Origin of the sequence: Bittarella massiliensis (ex Durand et al. 2017), assembly GCF_009876955.1 — a bacterium.
GTDB lineage: Bacteria > Bacillota > Clostridia > Oscillospirales > Ruminococcaceae > Bittarella > Bittarella massiliensis.
This window is the reverse complement of the sequence record NZ_WWVY01000011.1, coordinates 44872-65540: the sequence shown is the minus strand read 5'-3', so window position 1 is coordinate 65540 and position 20669 is coordinate 44872. Positions and strand designations below refer to the sequence as shown.

The 20669-nt window shown below is 64.7% G+C and carries 15 protein-coding genes, 1 tRNA gene and 1 pseudogene; 11 read left to right on the top strand and 6 right to left on the bottom strand.

All coding sequences use genetic code 11. The features are described from left to right. Window positions 1–11: 11 nt before the first annotated feature. From GT748_RS12145 to GT748_RS12125, 5 genes are all read right to left on the bottom strand, one after another. Window positions 12–1295, bottom strand: coding sequence for an HD-GYP domain-containing protein (locus GT748_RS12145; protein ID WP_021658474.1), 1284 nt, complete (start codon window positions 1293–1295; stop codon window positions 12–14). Window positions 1296–1486: 191 nt separating this feature from the next. Then, window positions 1487–2161 carry a hypothetical protein gene (locus tag GT748_RS12140; protein ID WP_044992006.1) on the bottom strand — a complete coding sequence of 225 codons (675 nt, stop codon included), beginning with the start codon at window positions 2159–2161 and terminating at the stop codon, window positions 1487–1489. Between the two features lie 406 nt (window positions 2162–2567). Next, window positions 2568–2644 (bottom strand) — tRNA-Met (locus tag GT748_RS12135). A gap of 89 nt (window positions 2645–2733) precedes the next feature. After that, entirely contained in the window at window positions 2734–3033 is a 300-nt protein-coding gene (locus GT748_RS12130; RefSeq protein WP_021658477.1) for a hypothetical protein, read from the bottom strand. A gap of 87 nt (window positions 3034–3120) precedes the next feature. Beyond that, window positions 3121–3891: a TatD family hydrolase gene (locus GT748_RS12125; RefSeq protein WP_161213569.1), complete on the bottom strand. Its 771-nt coding sequence runs from the start codon at window positions 3889–3891 to the stop codon at window positions 3121–3123. Window positions 3892–4392: 501 nt separating this feature from the next. Here GT748_RS12125 and pyrB point away from each other — a divergent pair. From pyrB to carB, 7 genes and pseudogenes are all read left to right on the top strand, one after another. Beyond that, a pseudogene (pyrB, locus tag GT748_RS12120) lies at window positions 4393–5307 on the top strand (aspartate carbamoyltransferase); the annotation flags it as partial. Between the two features lie 203 nt (window positions 5308–5510). Continuing rightward, window positions 5511–6707 (top strand): dihydroorotase, encoded by a 1197-nt coding sequence (locus GT748_RS12115; protein WP_021658481.1) that lies wholly within the window; start codon window positions 5511–5513, stop codon window positions 6705–6707. A 56-nt stretch (window positions 6708–6763) separates the two neighbouring features. Then, window positions 6764–7642, top strand: coding sequence for an orotidine-5'-phosphate decarboxylase (gene pyrF, locus GT748_RS12110; RefSeq protein WP_021658482.1), 879 nt, complete (start codon window positions 6764–6766; stop codon window positions 7640–7642). Beyond that, window positions 7617–8360 carry a dihydroorotate dehydrogenase electron transfer subunit gene (locus GT748_RS12105; RefSeq protein ID WP_044992010.1) on the top strand — a complete coding sequence of 248 codons (744 nt, stop codon included), beginning with the start codon at window positions 7617–7619 and terminating at the stop codon, window positions 8358–8360. Before pyrF ends, GT748_RS12105 begins: the two co-directional genes overlap by 26 nt. A 5-nt stretch (window positions 8361–8365) precedes the next feature. Then, window positions 8366–9271 carry a dihydroorotate dehydrogenase gene (locus tag GT748_RS12100; RefSeq protein ID WP_044992016.1) on the top strand — a complete coding sequence of 302 codons (906 nt, stop codon included), beginning with the start codon at window positions 8366–8368 and terminating at the stop codon, window positions 9269–9271. Window positions 9272–9317: 46 nt separating this feature from the next. Then, a complete protein-coding gene (locus GT748_RS12095; protein ID WP_021658485.1) occupies window positions 9318–10436 on the top strand; it encodes a carbamoyl phosphate synthase small subunit in 1119 nt (372 codons plus the stop codon). 3 nt (window positions 10437–10439) lie between these two features. Beyond that, on the top strand, window positions 10440–13631 hold the full coding sequence (gene carB / locus GT748_RS12090; protein WP_021658486.1) for a carbamoyl-phosphate synthase large subunit: 3192 nt from the start codon (window positions 10440–10442) through the stop codon (window positions 13629–13631). 70 nt (window positions 13632–13701) lie between these two features. Here carB and GT748_RS12085 read toward each other — a convergent pair whose 3' ends face one another. Next, window positions 13702–14937, bottom strand: coding sequence for an RNA polymerase sigma factor (locus GT748_RS12085; protein ID WP_021658487.1), 1236 nt, complete (start codon window positions 14935–14937; stop codon window positions 13702–13704). 172 nt (window positions 14938–15109) lie between these two features. Between GT748_RS12085 and GT748_RS12080 the strand changes: the two genes are divergently transcribed. From GT748_RS12080 to GT748_RS12065, 4 genes are all read left to right on the top strand, one after another. Then, the gene (locus GT748_RS12080; protein WP_143161587.1) at window positions 15110–19126 is read left to right on the top strand and encodes a hypothetical protein; all 4017 of its coding nucleotides are present in this window, start codon (window positions 15110–15112) and stop codon (window positions 19124–19126) included. Further along, window positions 19113–19295, top strand: a complete 183-nt coding sequence (locus GT748_RS12075) for a hypothetical protein (protein ID WP_021660227.1) — start codon at window positions 19113–19115, stop codon at window positions 19293–19295. The genes GT748_RS12080 and GT748_RS12075 overlap by 14 nt, the downstream gene beginning before the upstream one ends. Window positions 19296–19538: 243 nt before the next feature. Beyond that, a complete protein-coding gene (locus tag GT748_RS12070; protein WP_021660225.1) occupies window positions 19539–20057 on the top strand; it encodes a nucleoside 2-deoxyribosyltransferase in 519 nt (172 codons plus the stop codon). Beyond that, window positions 20058–20663 carry a nucleoside 2-deoxyribosyltransferase gene (locus GT748_RS12065; protein ID WP_059003156.1) on the top strand — a complete coding sequence of 202 codons (606 nt, stop codon included), beginning with the start codon at window positions 20058–20060 and terminating at the stop codon, window positions 20661–20663. The last annotated feature ends 6 nt before the right edge of the window (window positions 20664–20669 follow it).

Here is a 20669-nt window from a genome sequence, read left to right as displayed (position 1 = left end):
GAGGGCGGCGTTCAGGCGGGTCTGGGGCCTGTGGCTGACCGGCTGGCCGCCCGGATTTCAGCCGAGAGGGTACGGTACTCCCGCAGTACCCCCTGGTAGAGGGCCAGCACGGGGGCGCTGCCGGCGCGGGCGCTCTCCATCAGCCGGTCGTAGTGGTTGCAGACGAGGGCGGTCACCCGCGGGCAGATGGCCCCGGCTGCCTGCATCTGCCCCAGGATGGCCAGCACCCGCTCCCGGTCAAAGGCCTCCTTGTAGCTGCGCTCCCGGGCCAGGGCGCTGACGATGTCCGCCACCGCCACCACCCGTTCGGGCAGGCTCAACTCCTCCCCCCGCAGCCCCAGCGGGTAGCCGGAACCGTCCAGCTTTTCGTGGTGGCGCATGGCGATGCGGTAGATGTCGTCGCGGACAAATCCGCCCAGGATCTCGCCGGTGACCGCCGCGTGTTCCCGCATGACGGCCATCTCCTCCCCGGTGAGCCGCCCCGGCTTTTCCAGGATGGAGACAGGGGTGGACACCTTGCCCAGGTCGTGGAGGAGGGCCCCGTAGTAGATGCACTGCCGGGTGTCCTCATCAAGGCCCAGCAGCCGGGCGATGGCAAGGCTGACGCTGACGGTGGTGATGGTGTGCAGTACCGTGCACTCGCTGCGAAAGTCGATGGAGTAGGCGAGCATCTGCAAAAAGGCGCGCTTCTCCCCCTCGTCAAAGGAGAGGCGGGAGGCCGCCACCCAGAGGGGGGCGCAGAGGGCGCCCTCCCCCTGGTCCAAAAGCTGCCGCTCGCCGTCGGCGCGCAAAAAGAGGTCCACCAACAGCGGGTCAAAGAGATTGCCCCGCTCCCGCGCCAGCAGGGCGGGGACCTCCGCCTTACGCCCCGCCTGCACCAGCACGTCCACCCGGTCGCACAGGCAGATGAGGGCGGCGCCCATCCGGTGGGGGGTGTCGATCTGCCGCAGCTCCCGGTAGGGGCAGTGGTGGTAGAGGACGGCGTCGGCCACCGCCCCCAAAGGGGAGAGGTTTTTGAGAAAGAGGTAGCCGTAGACGGCGTGGTCCCAGCCGCCCTCCCGTTCAAAGGAGAGGAGGCCGTCGATCTCGTCGGTCTTGTAGGCCCCCACGTCGTGAAAGAGGGCCGCCAACACCAGATCCATCTCCCTGCGGGAGAGTGCCTCCCCCTTTTGGGTGAGGAGGAGTTGCAGGGCCAGCCCGGCGACCCGCTCCCCATGGCCGGTGAGCCGCCGGTCGACCCGCCCGAGGGTCCGGCAGACGATGTCCACCACGTGTTTGCTGCTGATGATCTCCATCCGTCGCCACCCTTCCCCCGCGAATCGGGGTGTTTTAAAATGCTCTCTCCGTTAGTATACAGCTTTCCCCTTAAAATAAAAGGGATTTGCGAAAGGAGGGCGACGGAATGTTGCGGGAGACCGCATTTCCCTGTTCACTGGAAAGGGCGCACCTGGGTGCGCCCTTTTTGCCCTGTCCGTTCCCTTTTCCCCTATTCCTCTAAAATGGCGTTGATGGTCTTGATCACGCCGCTCTCGACAATGACCATTACGGTGCTGTTGCTGCCCTCGTCAAACCAGATGGAGGTGTTGGCGGAGGTGCGCGGCGCAAAGCCCATGATGGCGGTGGCCTCCGCCAGCGTCATCCCCTCTTTGAGCTGTTTTGCGTGCTCCACAAAGAATTTTCCGTAGGCGTATTGGCTTTGGTGCACCGAGGCGGAAGGGGAGTGGTACAGGGTGCCGCCGATGGCGTCGGTGTAGTCCGCCACCTGTTCCTCGGTAAAGGCGCTGTTCAGGCGGATGAGCACGTTGCCCTTGACGATTTGGTACTGTAGCAGGTCTAGGACGCTGAAAGAGTTGAGCTTGTCGGCGCGGGCTTTTGCCGCGGCCTCGCTTTTGTAGATCTCCACAGAGCCGCTCTCGGGTTCGCTTTCGTCGTACGCCGTCTCCAGGCGGCTGTCGGCAAAGTTGCCCTTTTCCTTGTAATCGTGCGGCCCCTCGCCGTTGGAGTCGGTCGCGTCGTCATAGACGATGGAATAGGAGATGGGAACGCCCTTTTCCTTTAGATCCGCAATGACCGAGGCGGCGGTCTCCCCACCTTTGCCGCACCCCACGAGCGCGGCACAGATCAGGCATACGGCGATGGCTCCACTCAGCAATTTTTTCATCATATAAGCCCCCTTTTTCAACAGTGTAGCAGAAACTTGTCGAAAAAGGAAGAATGGCGTGATATTTTAAGAGAAGAGGAGGGTGGTTTTGCAGAGCGGGTTTTGCCGGGCGACCGGCCATCCCCACCGGCAAAGCCGGGGGATTGAACCGCCTTCATAGGGGGCTGGTGGCGGCGGGCGTGTGAAGGCGCACTGAGATTTTTTCACCCGTCTGCCCTGCGGCCTGCAAACGGGCGGGGTGCTCTTTTGCGGCGTCCCCTTCCCAACGCCATTCGGCCCTTGGCGGTCCGCTTGGCCCTATGATCGCAGCGGACGCTTTTTGGGGGAGCAACCCCACCGGCGAGGCAGAGGGCTTTTGCCGACAAAAAAATTACACCACCAGCGCTGTGCTGATGGTGTAAACACATGGTTGCGGAGGCAGGATTTGAACCTACGACCTTCGGGTTATGAGCCCGACGAGCTACCAGACTGCTCCACTCCGCGATATCTATTTCTCAAGTGCAAGATTTATTATATCACAGGACAAAAAAAAGTCAACACCCAAATGCGGGTATTGACCAAAAACATTTCGACTAGTATTTCTCTTCTTCGTCCTCTTCCTCTGCGGGGGCGTCGCTCTCCTCGGCCGGGGCCTCTTCGGCGGCGCATTCGTCGCAGCAGCAGTCCTCGTCCTCTTCGCCACAGCAGCAGCCGCACTCGTCGGCATACTCGTCATCCTCGCCGAACTCGTCGGTGTAGGCGTCCAGGTATTCGCAGCCGTCGTCGTCGCAGCAGCAGACACAGTGTTTTTTGAAGAACTTGTATGCCAGGTAAATGACCCCCGCGGCAGAAGCCAGCACCGCCAAGGTCGAGAGCAGCTTGCTGAATTTCATAGTCGTTCCTCCCTTTCACCTTCAGTAGGTTAAACTCATTATAGTATGTGCAGCCCAAAAAAACAATACCCGCCTGTGTACAGTTTGTTAATTTATACCATAAATTTCGCGCGCATTTTTGGCGGAGATGTCACAGACCTCCTGCGGATCGAGCCCCTTGACCTGGGCGATCACCTCGACGATGTGGGGCAGCATGGCGGAATCGCAGAGCTGCCCTTCCAGCACCTTGGGGGGCATGTAGGGGGCGTCGGTCTCAATGAGCAGCCGCTCCATGGGGGTGGCGGCCAGCACCTTGAGGGCGGTCTCGTTGTACTCCGGCCAGGTGATGTCGCCGTTGAAGCTCACGTACATCCCCCAGTCGAGCACCCGGCGCAGCCCCTCCACATTGCCGGAAAAGCGGTGGACGATCCCCGGCAGCCTGTACTCCTCCAACACCCGGTAGGTGTCCTCGTGGGCCTCCCTGTCGTGGATGATGACCGGCAGCTTCAGCTGCTGCGCCAGATCCATCTGTCCGCGGAAGATGCGCTCCTGCAGGTCCCGGGGCTCGTCGAAAAAGTAGTCAAACCCCATCTCCCCCAGGGCCACCACCTTGGGCGAGCGGGCCAGCCGCTCCAGTTGGTCCAGATAGTCCTCCGGCGTCTCCAGCACCCAGTGGGGGTGCACCCCCACCGAGCCGTAGACAAAGTCGTACTGCTCGGTCAGCGCCACCACCAGCGGGGCCACCCCCAGGTCGGAACAGCAGTTGAGCACCCACTCGACCCCCTGGTCGGGCAGGCCGGCGAGGATGCGGTGCCGGTCCTCGCCGAACAGGGCGTCCTCGTAGTGGGCGTGCGAGTCAAACAGATGTTGCAGTTTCACAGGGAAATCTCCTCTCCCGGGCAGCCGGGTCCCCCGGTCCACCCAAAAGCGGCCGGGCGATCCGTCCCCCTGGGGGAACAGCCGCGCCAGCCGCTGACTTGCCAAAATGCCCCTCTCTGAAAAAGGGAAATAGCTGTCTACACTATATCGGAAAAAGGGGAGGGGCGCAACCCAAACCGGACAATTTGCAAACACTCTGGAACTTTTCACAAAAAAAGCGGTTGTCCTTACCGCATTTTCCCCGGGAAAAAGGTTTCCACACCGTTGCAAAATCGGGCACGACTTGCTAAAATACAACTTAATATGTGGCGCTCTGCGCCGGACAGGAGGGAAAAACAAAACCGGGTTTTGTTCTTCCTTTTCTTTTGTCCGCCGCCTTTCCTTTATAAAGGGTGCCCGACAGGAACGCGAGCGGCTGGTGACGGCCGCCTTTGTTGAGACAGGGCCGGTTTTGTTTGCAAAAGACCTCCGGCCCTGCCGCTGCGCAGAAAGGAAATGCCCATGCTTGCAGGAAGAAACCTCATCTCCCCGTCCGACTTCTCCCCCCGGGAGTTGGACGAGCTCTTTGCCCTGGCCGACGACATCGTCAAAGACCCGGCAGCCTACGCCCACGCCTGTGACGGCAAGCTGCTGGCCACCCTCTTTTTTGAGCCCAGCACCCGCACCCGCCTCAGCTTTGAGGCGGCCATGCTCCGCCTGGGCGGCCGTGTCTTTGGGGTGCAGAGCGCGGCGGCCTCCTCCACCTCCAAGGGGGAGACGGTGGCCGACACTGCCCGCATGGTCAGCTCCTATGCCGACGCGATCGCCATGCGGCACTTTTTAGAGGGGGCGCCCCGGGCGGCCACCCTTTACGCCGGCATCCCCGTCATCAACGCCGGGGACGGCGGGCACCAGCATCCCACCCAGACCCTTACCGACCTCTACACCATCCGCACCGCAAAAGGCCGACTGGACCATCTGACCATCGGCCTCTGCGGCGATTTGAAGTTTGGCAGAACAGTTCACTCCCTCATCGAGGCCATGTGCCGGTACGAAGGCGTCACCTTCTACTGCATCTCGCCTGAAGAACTGTCTTTGCCAAACTATATTATTGCCCAAATGGAGGCGGCGGGGGCGGCTTTCCACCAGGTGCGCACCATGGAGGAGTGCATCGGCCGGCTGGACGTCCTCTACATGACCCGGGTGCAGGGGGAGCGCTTTGCCGACCGGGCCGAGTACGAGCGGCTGCGCGACTGCTACATCCTCGACGCGGCCAAGATGGCCGGGGCGGGGGCCGACACCATCGTCCTGCACCCCCTGCCGCGGGTAAGCGAGATCGCCACCGAGGTGGACGCCGACCCCCGCGCCTGGTACTTCAAGCAGGCCCAGTACGGGATGTTCGCCCGGATGGCCCTTCTCTGCAAGGTGCTGGGGGTCACCGACGGCCACCCGGTCACCGGGGCCCGCAACCACCTGGAACCCACCCGCACCCCGGCGGGGGACCACCCCGGCCACCGCTGTCAAAACCCCAAGTGCGTGGCCTGTGCCGAGCCCACCCAGCCCCCCCGCTTTGTGGAGGAGGGCGGCCGGCTGCGCTGCTGGTACTGCGACCAACTGGCCGATTGAGAGAGGAGAGACCGATGGACCTGCTGGTGAAAAACGGCGTCCTCTGCGACGCGAACGGGCGGCTGCGCGCCGACCTCTACATCCGCGACGGCCTGATCGAGGCTGTCGGCCGGGAGCTGGCCGTCCCCGCCGGCTGCCCGGTGCTGGACGCGGGGGGGAAGACGGTGCTGCCCGCCTTTGTGGACCTGCACTGCCACTTCCGCGACCCGGGCTACACCCAGAAGGAGGACATCGCCACCGGCAGCCAGGCCGCCGCCGCCGGGGGATACACCGCCGTCAACTGCATGGCCAACACCGACCCGGTCTGCTCCTCCATGGAGGGGGTCCGCTACGCGGTGGAGCGGGCCCGGGCCGTCGGGCTGGTGGACCTGCACCAGTGCGTCAGCGTCACCGAGCACTTTGACGGCGAGACCACCGAGCACCTGAAGACCCTCACTGACGAGGTGCGCTGCATCAGCGAGGACGGCCGGGGGGTCGCCCGCGCCGCGGTGATGGAGCGGGCCATGCGCATTGCCCAGGAAAAGGGGATGGCCGTCCTCTCCCACGCCGAGGAGATGGAGATCTCCCCCTACGACTACCGGCTGGCGGAGAACCTGGCAACCGTGCGGGACATCGCCCTCGCCGCCCACACCGGCGCCCACCTGCACCTGTGCCACGTCAGCACCCGGGAGGCCATGGCCGCCATTGCCGCCGCCAAGGGCGCCGGGGTCTGGGTGACCTGCGAGGTGGCCCCCCACCACCTCTATTTCAAAGACAGCGGCTACCGGGTCAACCCTCCCATCCGCCAGGGGGCCGATGTGGAGGCCCTCATCCAGGCCTGCCTGAAAGGGGAGGTGGACGCCATCGCCACCGACCACGCCCCCCACACCGAGGCGGACAAGGCCGCCGGGTCGCCGGGGATGGTGGGGCTGGAGACCGCTTTTTCGGTCTGCCATACCGTTCTCTGCCGGGAAAACGGGCTGCCGCTGGAGGCGCTCTCCCGGATGATGAGCCAAGCCCCCGCCCAGCTGTTGGGGATGAACAAGGGCCTGCTGCGCCCTGGTTTTGACGGGGACCTGGCCCTGGTGGACGAGGCGGCCCACTATCGGGTCAAGGCGGCCAAGCTGCACAGCAAATCCAAAAACACCCCCTTTGACGGCAAGACCTTCACCGGCCGGGTGGAGTGCACCGTCAAGGCGGGAAGGATCACCTACACCCGGGACGGGGAATGACAAATTGAAATAAACAGATAAAATACAACGGACTGTAAAACAAGGAGGAACCTGCTGTGAACATCTGTATTGCCGACAAACTGTACGAATCGGTGGCGGCCCGCGGCCCCATCTGCGTCGGGCTGGACACCGACATCTCCTACGTGCCCCAGTGGCTGGCCGCACAGTACCAGACCCCGGGGGAGGCGGTCTTTGCCTTCAACCGGCAGATCATCGACGCCACCGCCGACGTGGCGGGCTGCTTCAAGGTGCAGATCGCCTACTACGAGTCCCTGGGCCTTGACGGGCTGCGCGCCTACAAGGACACCCTGGCCTACCTGCGGGAGCGGGAGCTGGTCGCCATTGCCGACGTCAAGCGGGGCGACATCGCCAAGACTGCCGAGATGTACGCCAAGGCCCACTTCACCGGCGACTTCGAGGCCGACTTCGTCACCCTCAGCCCCTATATGGGGCTCGACAGTGTCACCCCCTACCTTCCCTATGTGGAGCAAAGCGGCAAGGGCCTCTTCATCCTGGTGCGCACCTCCAACCCCGGGCGGGAGGACTTTCAGTACCTGCAGAGCGAGGGGGAGCCCCTCTACGACATCGTCGGCAAAAAGGTGCAGGAGCTGGGCAAGCCCTACATCGGCACCTACGGCTACTCCCCGGTGGGGGCGGTCATCGGCGGCACCTCCTCCCTGGAGGCGGAGACCATCCGCGCCGCCCTGGACTCCACCTTCTTCCTGATCCCCGGCTACGGCGCCCAGGGCGGCAAGGCCGAGGACATCGCCCGCTATCTCTGCCGGGGCAACGGCGGGGTGGTCAACTCCTCCCGCGGGGTGCTGCTGGCCTACAAGAAGGACGGGGATGAGAGACAGTTCGCCGAGGCCTCCCGCAAAGAGGTCCTCCGCGCCAGAGAGGAGATTGCCAGTGCCTGCAGCGTATACGGTAAATAAGATCCTGCAAAACGACCGGGTGACCGAGACCGTCTACAAGATGAAGGTCGATCTGGGGGGCGCTCCCCAGCCGGCCCCCGGCCAGTTCTACATGGTCCGCGGCTGGGAGGGGAACGACCCCCTCCTCTCCCGCCCCATCAGCGTGAGCGACGCCGGCGAGGGGACGGTCACCTTCCTCTACGAGGTGCGGGGGCGGGGCACCCGCCTCCTCTCCCAGCTGCCGGCGGGGGGACAGGTCTCCCTGCTGGGCCCCGCCGGCACCGGCTTCCCGGTGGGCGAGGTCAGCGGCCGGGTGGCGGTGGTCACCGGCGGCATCGGCCTGGCGCCCATGATCTACACCGCCAAATCCCTGCAAAACTGCCAGGTGGATTTCTTCTGCGGCTTTCGCGACCAGAGCTACGAACTGGAGGGCTTGCAGGGCGCGGTGCAGCGGGTGGCGGTGGCCACCGACAGCGGCCGCGAGGGGCAGAAGGGGTTTGTCACCGACCTCTTCTCGGTGGCCGACTACGACTGGGTGCTGACCTGCGGCCCCCAGGTGATGATGGAGAAATTGGGCCGGGCCTGCCTGGACGCCGGGATCCGCTGCCTGCTCTCCCTGGAGCGGCACATGGCCTGCGGGGTGGGCGCCTGCCTGGGCTGCACCTGCAAGACCGCCCACGGGGCGAAGTGCGTCTGCAAAGAGGGCCCGGTCTTTCGGGCCGAGGAGGTGATCCTGTGAGCGATCTGCGAACCGACCTCTGCGGGGTGGAGCTGAAAAACCCGGTCATCGCCGCCTCGGGGACCTTTGGCTTTGGGCAGGAGTTCGCCCCCTTCTTCGACGTGGGCCGGCTGGGGGGCATCTCCTCCAAGGGGCTCACCATGGGGGGCAAGTACGGCAACGAGGGGCAGCGCATCTGCGAGACCCCCAGCGGGGTCATCAACTCCATCGGCCTGCAAAACCCCGGGGTCGAGGCCTTCCTCCGGGACGACCTCCCCTTCATGCGCCGCTGCGGGGCCGCGGTCATCGCCAACCTGGGCGGCAGCGACCTGCAGGGCTATCTGGACGGGGCCGCCCTCTTGAGCGAGGCGGACATCGACATCCTCGAGCTCAACATCTCCTGCCCCAACGTCAAGGCGGGGGGAATGGCCTTCGGCATCCAGTGCCAGTCGGCCCATCAGGTGGTGTCGGCGGTGCGCAAGGTCTGCAAAAAGCCGCTGATGGTCAAGCTCTCCCCCAACGCCGAGAACATCGTCGAGATGGCCCGGGCCTGCGAGGACGCCGGGGCCGACGCCCTGAGCCTGGTCAACACCTTCCAGGCCATGGCCATCGACGTGGAGCGGCGGCAGCCGGTCTTTGCCAACCTCTTTGCCGGCCTCTCCGGCCCGGCCATCCGCCCCATTGCCCTGCGGATGGTATATCAGGTCTGCGGGGCGGTCAAAATCCCGGTGGTGGGCCTGGGGGGGATCGCCTCCGCCAGCGACGCCCTGGAATTTCTGCTGGCCGGGGCCACCGCCGTGCAGGTGGGGACCGCCAACTTCGTCAAACCCGACATCTGCCTGGACATCATCGACGGCATCGACCGGTACCTAGAGCGCCACGGATTTGCCGCGGTGAGCGAGATCCGCGGCCTGGCCCGCACCGACCGATAATATACGAATAAGAATATAAACACTGCTTTATACAGGGAGGCATCACATGCAACAGAATGAAACCAAGAGGGCCTGGCTGGTCCTGCAGGACGGTTCGGTCTACCCCGGCGTCTCCTTTGGGGCCGAGGGGACCACGGTGGGCGAGACGGTCTTCAACACCGGCATGACCGGCTATCAGGAGGTGCTCACCGACCCCTCCTACTACGGGCAGATCGTCACCCAGACCTACCCCCTCATCGGCAACTACGGCATCAACAACGACGACATGGAGTCGGGCCGCAGCTGGGTCAAGGGCTATATTGTCAGCGAGTGGTGCGAGACCCCCTCCAACTTCCGGGTGGCCATGGACCTGGACGCCTTTCTCAAATCGCAAAACGTCATCGCCATCGCCGGCATCGACACCCGGGCCCTCACCAAGAAGCTGCGGGAGTCCGGGGTGATGAACGGGGCCATCACCACCGAGTATGACGAGTCGAAGAAGGACGCCCTCCTCGAGCAGATCCGCGCCTACACCATCGCCGACGCGGTGGCCGCCGTCTCCTGCACCGCGCCCGCCTCCTTCCCCAAGGCCGAGGGGAGCGAGGGGGACTACCACGTGGTCCTCTGCGATTACGGCTACAAGCGCAACATCGTCCGCTCCCTGCAAAACCGGGGCTGCCGCGTGACCGTGGTGCCCGGCCACACCTCGGCCGAGGAGATCTTGGCCCTGCGGCCCGACGGCATCATGCTCTCCAACGGCCCCGGCGACCCGGCAGAGAACACCGCCATCATCGCCGAGATCGCCAAGCTGCTGCCCTCGGGGGTGCCCATCTTCGGCATCTGCCTGGGCCACCAGCTCACCGCCCTGGCCACCGGCGCCGCCACCTGCAAGCTGAAATACGGCCACCGCGGCTCCAACCAGCCGGTCAAGGACCGGGATCTGGACCGCACCTTCATCACCTCCCAAAACCACGGCTACGCCGTGGAGGGGGACAGCTTTGACACCAACCTGGGGCGCATCAGCCACGTCAACGCCAACGACGGCACGGTGGAGGGCATCCGCTACGAGCGCTACAACTGCTTCACCGTGCAGTTTCACCCCGAGGCCAGCGCCGGGCCCAAGGACACCGCCTATCTCTTCGATGAATTCATCGACCGCATCAAAGACGCGAAAGGGGACAGATAAGCCATGCCAAAGAGAAGCGACATCAAGCGGGTTTTAGTCATCGGCTCCGGCCCCATCGTCATCGGCCAGGCGGCCGAGTTTGACTATGCCGGCACCCAGGCCTGCCGGGCCCTCAAGGAGGAGGGGCTGGAGGTGATTTTGGTCAACTCCAATCCGGCCACCATCATGACCGACAAGGCCATGGCCGACAAGATCTACATCGAGCCCCTGCGCCCCGAGATCATCAAGAAGATCATCCGCAAGGAGCGGCCCGACTCCATCCTCCCCACCCTGGGGGGGCAGACCGGGCTCAACCTGGCCATGGAGCTGGCCGAAGAGGGCTTTTTGGAGGAGGAGGGCGTCAAGCTGCTGGGCGCCAACCCCGAGACCATCAAAAAGGCCGAGGACCGGCAGGCCTTCAAGGACACCATGCTCTCTATCGGCGAGCCCTGCATCCCCTCCCAGGTGGAGACCACCGTCGAGGGGTCCCTGGCCTTTGCCGCCGAGATCGGCTACCCAGTCATCGTCCGCCCCGCCTACACCCTGGGCGGCTCGGGCGGCGGCATTGCCCAGAACGAGGAGGAGCTGCGGGAGATCGCCGGGAACGGCCTGCGCCTCTCCCCCATCACCCAGGTGCTCATCGAGAAGTGCATCTCCGGCTGGAAGGAGATCGAGTACGAGGTGGTGCGCGACGGCAAGGGCAACGTCATCACCGTCTGCAACATGGAGAACATCGACCCGGTGGGGGTCCACACCGGCGACAGCGTGGTGGTCGCCCCCTCCCAGACCCTGACCGACAAAGAGTACCAGATGCTGCGCTCCTCGGCCATCAACATCATCTCCACCCTGGGCATCGAGGGGGGCTGTAACGTCCAGTACGCCCTCTACCCCAACAGTTTTGAGTACGCGGTCATCGAGGTCAACCCCCGGGTCTCCCGCTCCTCCGCCCTGGCCTCCAAGGCCACCGGCTACCCCATCGCCAAGGTGGCGGCCAAAATCGCCATCGGCTACAGCCTGGACGAGATCCCCAACGCCGTCACCGGCAAGACCTGCGCCTGCTTTGAGCCCACCCTGGACTACTGCGTGGTCAAGTTCCCCCGCTGGCCCTTTGACAAGTTCGTCTACGCCGAAAAGACCCTGGGCACCCAGATGAAGGCCACCGGCGAGGTGATGGCCATCGCCCGCAGCTTTGAGCAGGCCATGATGAAGGCGGTGGTCTCCATCGAGTTGGGGATGGAGACCCTCACCCTCCCCCAGCTGGAGGAGCAGAGCGACGAGGAGATCGTCCGCCTCCTCTCGGTCACCGACGACGAGCGCCTCTTCGTGGTCTACGAGGCCATCAAGCGGGGGATCTCCTTCGACCAGATTTTTGACATCACCAAGATCGACAAGTGGTTTTTGGCCAAGTTTGCAAACCTGGCCCGGATGGAGCTGGCCCTGAAGGCCGGCCAGCTGGACGCCGAGAGCTACCGCCGCGCCAAGAAGCTGGGCTTTTTGGACGCGACCATCGCCCGCCTCTCCGGCAAAGAGCTGCCGGAGCAGTGGCTCCCCGGCTACCAGATGGTGGACACCTGCGCCGCCGAGTTCACCGCCGAGACCCCCTACTTCTACTCCTCCTACGGCGACGAGAACGAGGCCGCCGAGCACATCGCCCGGGAGCAGAGCGGCAAGAAGAAGGTGGTGGTCTTCGGCTCGGGGCCCATCCGCATCGGCCAGGGGATCGAGTTTGACTACTGCTGCGTCCACTGCGCCTGGGCCCTGAAGGAGAAGGGGTACGAGGCCATCATCGCCAACAACAACCCCGAGACGGTCTCCACCGACTTCGACACCGGCGACCGGCTCTACTTCGACCCCCTCAACCCCGAGTACGTGAAGGCCCTGCTGCAGACCGAGAAGCCCGACGGGGTGGTGGTGCAGTTCGGCGGGCAGACCGCCATCAAGCTGACCAAATCCCTCAAGGAGATGGGGGTCCCCATCCTCGGCACCTCCCCCGACGCCATCGACGAGGCCGAGGACAGAGAGCGCTTTGACGCCCTGTTGGAGCGCTGCGGCATCCCCCGGCCCCAGGGGCACACCGTCTTCACCACCGAAGAGGCGGTGGCGGCCGCCGGGGAGCTGGGCTACCCGGTGCTGCTGCGCCCCTCCTACGTGCTCGGCGGGCAGAACATGATCATCGCCCACTCCGAGGCCGACGTGGTGGAGTACATGCGCATCATCACCGCCCACGAGCTGGAGAACCCGGTCCTCATCGACAAGTACCTCATGGGGACCGAGACCGAGGTGGACGCCATCTGCGACGGCAGGGACTACCTGATCCCCGGCATCATGCAGCACGTGGAGCGGGCGGGCGTCCACTCGGGCGACTCCATCTCGGTCTACCCCAGCCAGACCCTCTCCCCCTCCATCAAGGAGACCATCGTCGACTACACCGGCCGCCTGGCGCGGGAGCTCGGGGTGGTGGGGCTGATGAACATCCAGTACGTGGTGCACGAGGGGCAGGTCTATGTCATCGAGGTGAACCCCCGCTCCTCCCGCACCGTCCCCTACATCAGCAAGGTCACCGGGGTCCCCATGGTCGACCTGGCCACCCGCTGCATGCTGGGCGAGTCCCTGGCGGAGATGGGGTACGGCACCGGCCTCTTCCCCGAAAAGGACTTTGTGGCCGTCAAGGTGCCGGTCTTCAGCTTTGAAAAGCTGCATGACGTGGACACCCAGCTCGGCCCCGAGATGAAGTCCACCGGCGAGGTGCTGGGGGTGGCAAAGACCTACGAGGAGGCCCTCTTCAAGGGGCTCTGCGCCGCCGGTTACCAGTTCAAGCACCACGGCGGGGTGCTCATCACCGTGCGCGACCAGGACAAGCACGAGGTGGTGCCCATCGCCGACCGCTTCAGCCAGATGGGCTTTGACCTCTACGCCACCGGCGGCACCGCCCTGCGGCTGAACAAGAACATGGTCCCCACCACCGCCGTGAAGAAGATCGGCGAGGGCTCGCCCGACGTGCTGGACCTGCTGGAGAGCGGCAAGATCGACTACGTCATCTCCACCTCGGCCAAGGGTCGCACCCCCGAGCGCGACGGGGTGCGCATCCGCCGCAAGGCGGTGGAGCGGCAGATCCCCTGTCTCACCGCCATCGACACCGCCGACGTCCTCTCTAAGATGCTGGCCAGCGGCCGCACCGTCGAGGGCATCGAGGTGGTGGACATCACCAAAATCTAGCGGGTCTCCCGCAGAAATCAAAAACCAGCTGGGCGGAGGAGTCATTCTTCCGCCCGGCTGGTTTTTGATTCTACCGCTCCACCGGGGACGAAGCGAGGGACAGGGGGGTCTCGGACCGGTTGCCCAACTTGTCGGTGAGCACCAGCAGGTAGTCACCACTGGGCAGAGCCTCTTCCAACACCAGCCGTTCTCCCTGTAGCCGCAGGGGATAGCGCGCCTCCCCCTGGCAGAGGTAGCAGTCCTCTTCCGAGAGCCCTGCCGGGTCCTCCTCCGGGGTCACCGACAAGCGCCCCTCCTGCAGGGCGGCGCTGCGGGGGACCGGCCCCTCCCGGTCGATGCAGCCCACCGTCACCGCCGCCGAGCAGACCGCCCTCTCACCGGCAAAGGCCGTGAGGGTGTAGCGCCCGTTCTCCCCCACCGGGAGGGTATAGCGCCCGCCTTCCGGCTCCGCCATCCAGGCGGTCTCGCCCCCTGGGCCCTCGACCAGCACCCCGTCCACCGGGCGGCCGCGGACCGCCGCCTCCAACACCGCCGTGCGCACGGACGCCTCTCCCGGCACGCCGGCGGTGAGGGTCGGGGCCGCCAGCATCTGGGCGGCCAGCAGGGCAGCGGCGGCGGTGAGGGTGGCGCTGGCCCCCACGGCCCAAACCGACACCTGCCCCCGAACCGGGGCGGGGGGCAAGGATGCCCGGCTGCCCAGGGTGTGGGCGGCCTTCTGCAACTGGCGCGGCAGGGCCACCCCCAGCGGCACCACCGCCAGCTGCCCCAACCCCCGGCGCAGCCGGCTTTTGGCCTGCCGCAGTTGGCGCTTGACGGTGGAGAGGGACATCCCCATCTCGGCGGCGATGTCGGCGAACCGCTCTCCCTGGTAGTAGTGGCGGATGACGATCAGCCGCTGCTCCTCCGGCAGCCGCGCCAACTCCTGCTGCAGGGCGAGGGCAGCCTCCCGCCGGCCCAACTCCTCCGTGCTGGCGCGCTGGGGCAGGCGGTCCAGAGTCTCCTCCTCCACCGGGACCGCCTGCTCCTCCTTTCGCAACAGCCGCCGGCAGCACTGAAAGGCGCAGCGGTTGAGGTAGGCCACCACCGCCTGCGGCTTTTCGATGCCCGGCAGGGCGTGGTGCAGGGCCAGGTAGCTCTCCTGCACCGCGTCCATGGCCAGGTGTTCGTCCCGCAACAGGGCAACCGCCTGAAAGTACTGCGCCTCCGCGGTGGCGCGATAGAGCGCATCAAAGGCCGCCTTGTCCCCCTCGGCGGCACGGCGCGCCAGCTCCCCCAGAGAGCGGTGGTCCTGTTTGGCCACTGGCATGATTCCCTTTCTCTCTTTTTTCGACAAAATCTGCTATCCAGTATACCACAAGGTTGGCTAAACGGCGCACTGGAAAAATTTTTTGTAGAGATTTTGAAAAAATTGACCCCTTTTCCCCGTTTCCGGCCTTCTTATTGAGAATCAAGCTGCAAAAAAGGGAGCGTGTAATGAGATGAAACGGGAATACAGAGGCTGGCGGCAAGGGGCGCGCAGGGCGGCGGCCACGGCGCTGGCAATCTGCCTTGCCGCCTCCGCCCTCCCGACGACGGGGCTGGCGGAGGGGCTGGCGAAAGAGACCAGCGACGTGCTGGTGCAGGGCTTTCACCAAAACATCAGCATGGATAAAATGGCGCAGACATTTAGAGTGTCCGGTAGTACCCTGTCACCGGTAGGAGGAACGTTCGACTTTATTTCCGGTACAAGGAATGCCTATGACCAGGACTACCAGGGAAACTATGGGGAAAAGACTTCCGGCAAAGGGTGCTCTGGCAATATCACTTCAAAGTGGAGAGTTCCGCTGACAGCCAGTTGGAAGATGGGCATCTCCTATTCCATCTCACCGATGGCCGCTTTGGACAGCGACAGGCTGGATGCGAATAACCTTTTCTACCTGCTGGAGGATCAAACTGGCGCAACACGGCTTTTGGCGCTGGTTTCCACTCACGATGTCAAGTTCAATGGAATTTGGTCAGGCCTTGGCATTACTGCCGTAGGCGGCGATTTGAACTACGGCACCACCGGACCGGGCGTAGCGAGTGGGTATGCCTGGCACAACGGTGGGGAGAACGCATATGGCAGCAATAAAAGCAGTGTCCTCGCCTGGGACGCCCAAAGTCAAGTCATGTCCGCCCAGTTTGCGGGGGAAACAATATCTTCCAGCAATCAAAACAAATCTGCGGACGGGTACCCGCCGCTGGGACTCGACACCAATCAGCGTCTCAGCATCTTGCTGTCGAACTGGAACTTTACCCGAAAGAGCAAGGTGGATAGCGTTCTCAGCAAGAGTCAGTCGAGCGTCACACTCAACTCCATCGGCTACGACCACTTTGCCCCCGAATTTGTAAAGGTGGAGTATCTCGACCCCAAGGATCAGACCCGGGTCATCACCGGCGGCATCGGCCGGGGGCAGGAGGCGGTGGTCCGGGTCACCCTCAAAAACGGCGATTTGGCCGCCGCCGGCGAGACCATCCCCGCCTTCCTCTCCCTCGGCGACCAGGCGGGCTTTGTCAGCGAGGGGTTCGAGACCACCCAAATCAGCGGGACCAAGAAGATTGCCCTCAACTTTGTGGGCAACGACGAGATCTCCGCCACCTTTAAAATCAAGGTCACCGGCGACCCCGAGACCCAGTTCAAGCTGGGGCTCAAAGTGGAGGACGACCCCTTTGGCAGCTACCGGTCGGCGTATATCCTGCACGACATCGGCCCCGACATGGTGAAGGGCGGCGTCTTTCCCGGCGATGTCAACTACACCCTTACCGGCACCGCGGGCAGCAACGGCTGGTACACCAGCAATGTGGATTTGAACATCCAGACAAACGACTACGACCTGGCCTACTTCGACGGCGTTCTCGCCGACAGGATGGGCAAGACCTTCACCCAAGAGGGCAAGACCACCACCAGCTTCTACGCTCAGCAGGACGGCAGCCGCTTTGCATCCAAGTGGGGGACCACCGGCATCATGAGCGAGAGCTTGGGGATCGACAAAACCGCCCCCACCCTGGCCCTCACCGACCGCTCCACCCTGGCCCTGCGAGCGCAGGACAGGGTGTCGGGCGTCTGGAAGATCCAGGTCAAGCGCCCCGGCGCCACAAGTTGGGAGGACATGACCACCTATACCCTGACCCCGGGCGGGGCCAAGCCGGGGGACACCGGCGCCTCCTCCCGCGACTACCAGGCGCTAAACGACTGCAACGCCCTGGGCACCTACCAGTTCCGGGCGGTGGACGCGGCCGGCAACGTCACGCCGGACGACAAGGTGCTCACCGTCACCCGCACCGACGTGGCCCCTGTCATCGTGGCCGACGACAGCCTCGTCTTTTACGGGGAGAAGCTGCCCAGCGGCTTGGTCCCGCGGACGGCCTTTGACATGATCGCGGGGGACGACGCCCCCATCACCCACCTCTCCACAAACGGGGTCAAGACCCCGGCTGCCCACAACGCCCTGCCCCCGTACACCGATTTGAGCGGGCAGTCGCAAAATCGGGTGCAGCTGCCGGACGACCAAATCAGCTGGAAGTTGGAGCGCCTGGGCCTCACCGCCTCCTCCTTCCCGGTGCAGAGCGGCAGCCGCTCCACCCAGCCGGTGGCGGTGGAGCTGCCGGCGGGCAGCTACAAGCTGACCTTCTCCCTCAAGGGGGTGGACGACGACGGCAACGCCGCCCTGCCCAAGGAGTGCTTCCTCTATATCCTCCGCGGCGGCTCCCCCGACGTGGGCGGCCCCACCCCCTCGGGCGAGGGGGAGCCGGGCTATCACCCCGATGTCCCCAACGACCAGCTGCCCGACGAGCAACCCGACCCCTCCGTTGACGACGAGGGGAAGATGCACCGGGACATCTACGACGAGATCACCGAGCTGATCACCACCCCGGCCGCTGGCGGCGGCAGCTACGGAAAGGCGGAGATGGAGGCCCTCTTTGCCCGCCGGTACCAGGTCACCTCCACCCTGCCCGCGCCGGACGACGCCCTGGATTGGGGCGAACTGACCATCGCCAAGGGCGGGGTGCCCACCGACACCATGGACACCGCCCGCCAGGGCACCTATCTGGTGGAGCGCACCGCCACCGACCGGGCGGGAAACACCACCACCATCCATCTGACCTACCACTTTGTCTACGACAGCGGCATCGAGCCGCCGGTGGTGACCCCCGGCGGCGGGGAGGGGAACGGGTTCCCCCCTCTCCCGGACGAGCTGCCCGACGGCACCCTCAAACCCGACGAGACAGACCCCAACCGCCTGCACCGGGACATCTGCGACGAGGTGGTGGAGTATGTCCGCCCCAACCCCTCCTTTGGGGGGCTGTTGACGGGGGAGAAGGCAGAGGCCTGGCTGGCACAGCGCTACCAGATCACCTCCTCCCTCCCCTGGCCCGCCGACACCCTTTCCCGGGGACCGGTCTCCATGAGCGGCGACCTGCGGGGCGGGTCCTTCCCCACCGGGGAGGTGGGCAGCTGTGTGATCACCCAAACGGTGACCGATGAGGCGGGGAACACCACCACCATCCACCTGACCTACCGCATCATCGAGGCGGCGCAGCCGCCGGTGGTGATCGTGCCCGACCACCCGGACGGCGGCTCCGGCGGCGGCTCGGGCGGCCAGGGAGAAAACGGCGGCGACAACTCCTCCGGCGGCGGCCAGGGGGAAAACGGCGGCGACAACTCCTCCGGCGGCGGCCAGGGGGAGAATGGCGGCGACAGCGCCTCCGGCGGCGGCCAGGGGGAAAACGGCAGCGACAGCGCCTCCGGCGGCAATCAGGGCGAGAACGGACGCCCCGCCCCGGATGGGTGGCCCGACACCAACTCCCCCGACGGCGGGGAGGGGGGCCTCTATCCCCTGCCGCCTGTCGTCGAGACCGACGAGGAGGGGCTGCGCCACGCCCTCATCCGGGACAAAGTCACCGTCCTCATCGGCCGGGAGCTGCTCTACGGCGGCAGCCTTTCCGATGAAGAGGCCAGGGAGCTGATGGAGGAGCGCTATCAAATCGTCAGCGGCCTGCCGGCGCCCGACGACGGCCTCACCTATTTCCCGGTGGAGATGAGCGACCTCTCGGGCCGTCCCATCGCCGCCATCGACACCGCGCACCCGGGGGATTACCTCATCCGCTGGGGGGCGGCGGACGCCCAGGGGAACACCACCACCATCCTCCTCTGGTACCAGCTGGTGGAAGAGGAGGAGGGGGACACCCCTGCGCCCCCGCCCTCTCCCACCCCCGGCGAGGGGGAAGGGGGCGACGCCCTTGGCCCGAATGGCGGCGGCCAGACGGCGGAGCTGGGGGAGACCACCCAGGCGGGTGGCGCCCCTTACACCGGGGAGCGGGGACCTTTCGGCGGGGGTGCTCACACCGGCCACGCGCCCGGCAGTTGCATCGTCCACTGGCTGGCCCTGTTGGGCACCGTCATCACCGGCGGCTATGTTGCCCTGCGGCTGGTGTGGGAGCGCAGAGAAGAGGAGGAAGAACATGAAGTGGTGTGACCTGCTGTTTTTCTCCGCCGGGGCCGGCTTGGCCGCCGTCCTCTGGTGGATGCGGGGCTGTCCCCTGGACGGCCTGCTGATCCTGGCCCTCCTGGCGGCCCTGGCCGCCGGCGCCCTCGCCATTGCCCTGCGCGGGCGCAAAAAAGAGCGGGAGAGCGACCGCCCCTAGATTTGAGCGCCCCGCAAAAATGGACCCCCTGCGCCGCATATACAGCGGTGCAGGGGGTTCGTGCGTTTGGGAGAAAGCGCTTTCGGCAAACGCTTGCGAAATCGTTTTCATCAAAGTGACGGGAATTTTCCTTTTTCTTTGGCCCTTTCGTGCATTTACTTTGCCAGAAGGGGACAGGTATACTGAACTTGTATTTCTTTTATGGGTCAAGAAACCGAAGGAAAAGAAGAAGGAGTGTGTAGCATGAACAAGAAGCCCAAGGTGTATATTGCCGGGCCAGAGTGCTTTTTCCCCAACAGCGAAGAGATCTTCGCCGCCAACAAGGCCATCTGTGAAGAGCTGGGGTTTGAGCCGTCGGTGGCTGCCGACTACGATTTCAGCAGCTGCAAGACCAAACAGGACACCGCCAAGGTGATCTTTGAAAAGAACATCGAATCCATCAAAAACTGCGACCTGATCGTGGCCGACATGAACAACTTCCGCGGGTGGGAGCCCGATTCTGGCACCTCCTTTGAAATTGGCGTGGGCTATATCTGGGGCAAGAAGATCTATGTCTACCTGGACGACCTGCGCAGCTGCGGCGAAAAGTTCACCGAGGAGACCTACCTCGACGAGCAGGGCCGCCGCCGCGACAAGGACGGCCTCACCCTGGAGGGCGGCCCCCTGAACCTGATGATCTCCGGCCACGCCACCATGGTGGAGGGGACCTTCCGCGACGCCCTGCTCCGGGCCAAAGAGGATATGGAAAAGGAGGGCTGCTAGATGTTCATCGACAAAAACGGCGTTGTCCGCCGCCCGGTGGCCTACCTGGCCGGCCCCGACATGTTCTGGCCCAACGGGGATGAGATCGGCGCCGGTTATGTGGAATTGAGCCACAAGTACGGCATCGACGGCATCTTCCCCCCCGACCCCGCCAGAGAGGACGAGTTCAAAGAGTACGAGCCCAAGGACGACAGCTCGGAGGAGATGGAGAAGAAGATCTTCATCCACGACATCAACCACGTCCGCCGCTCGGACATGATCATCGCCAACCTCAACGACTTCCGCCGCGGGCAGGAGCCCGATTCCGGCACCTGTGTCGAGTGCGGGGCCGCCTATGCCCTGGGCCAGCGCTGCTACGCCTTTGTGGACGACGCCCGCCCCATGATCGAGCGGTTCTCCGGCGCCAAGCACCAGAACGAAGAGGGCAAGTGGGTGGACGAGAACGGCTGCACCATCGAGGACTTCGACTCCCCCCTCAACCTGATGTTCGGGGTGCCCTTCACCATTGTCGAGGGCACCATGGAGGACGCCATGAAGCGCGCCCGGGCCGACTTTGACGCCGAACTCATCGCCGCCGGCTACGAGCCCTTCCAGGTCGAGGAGTAGTTTTGC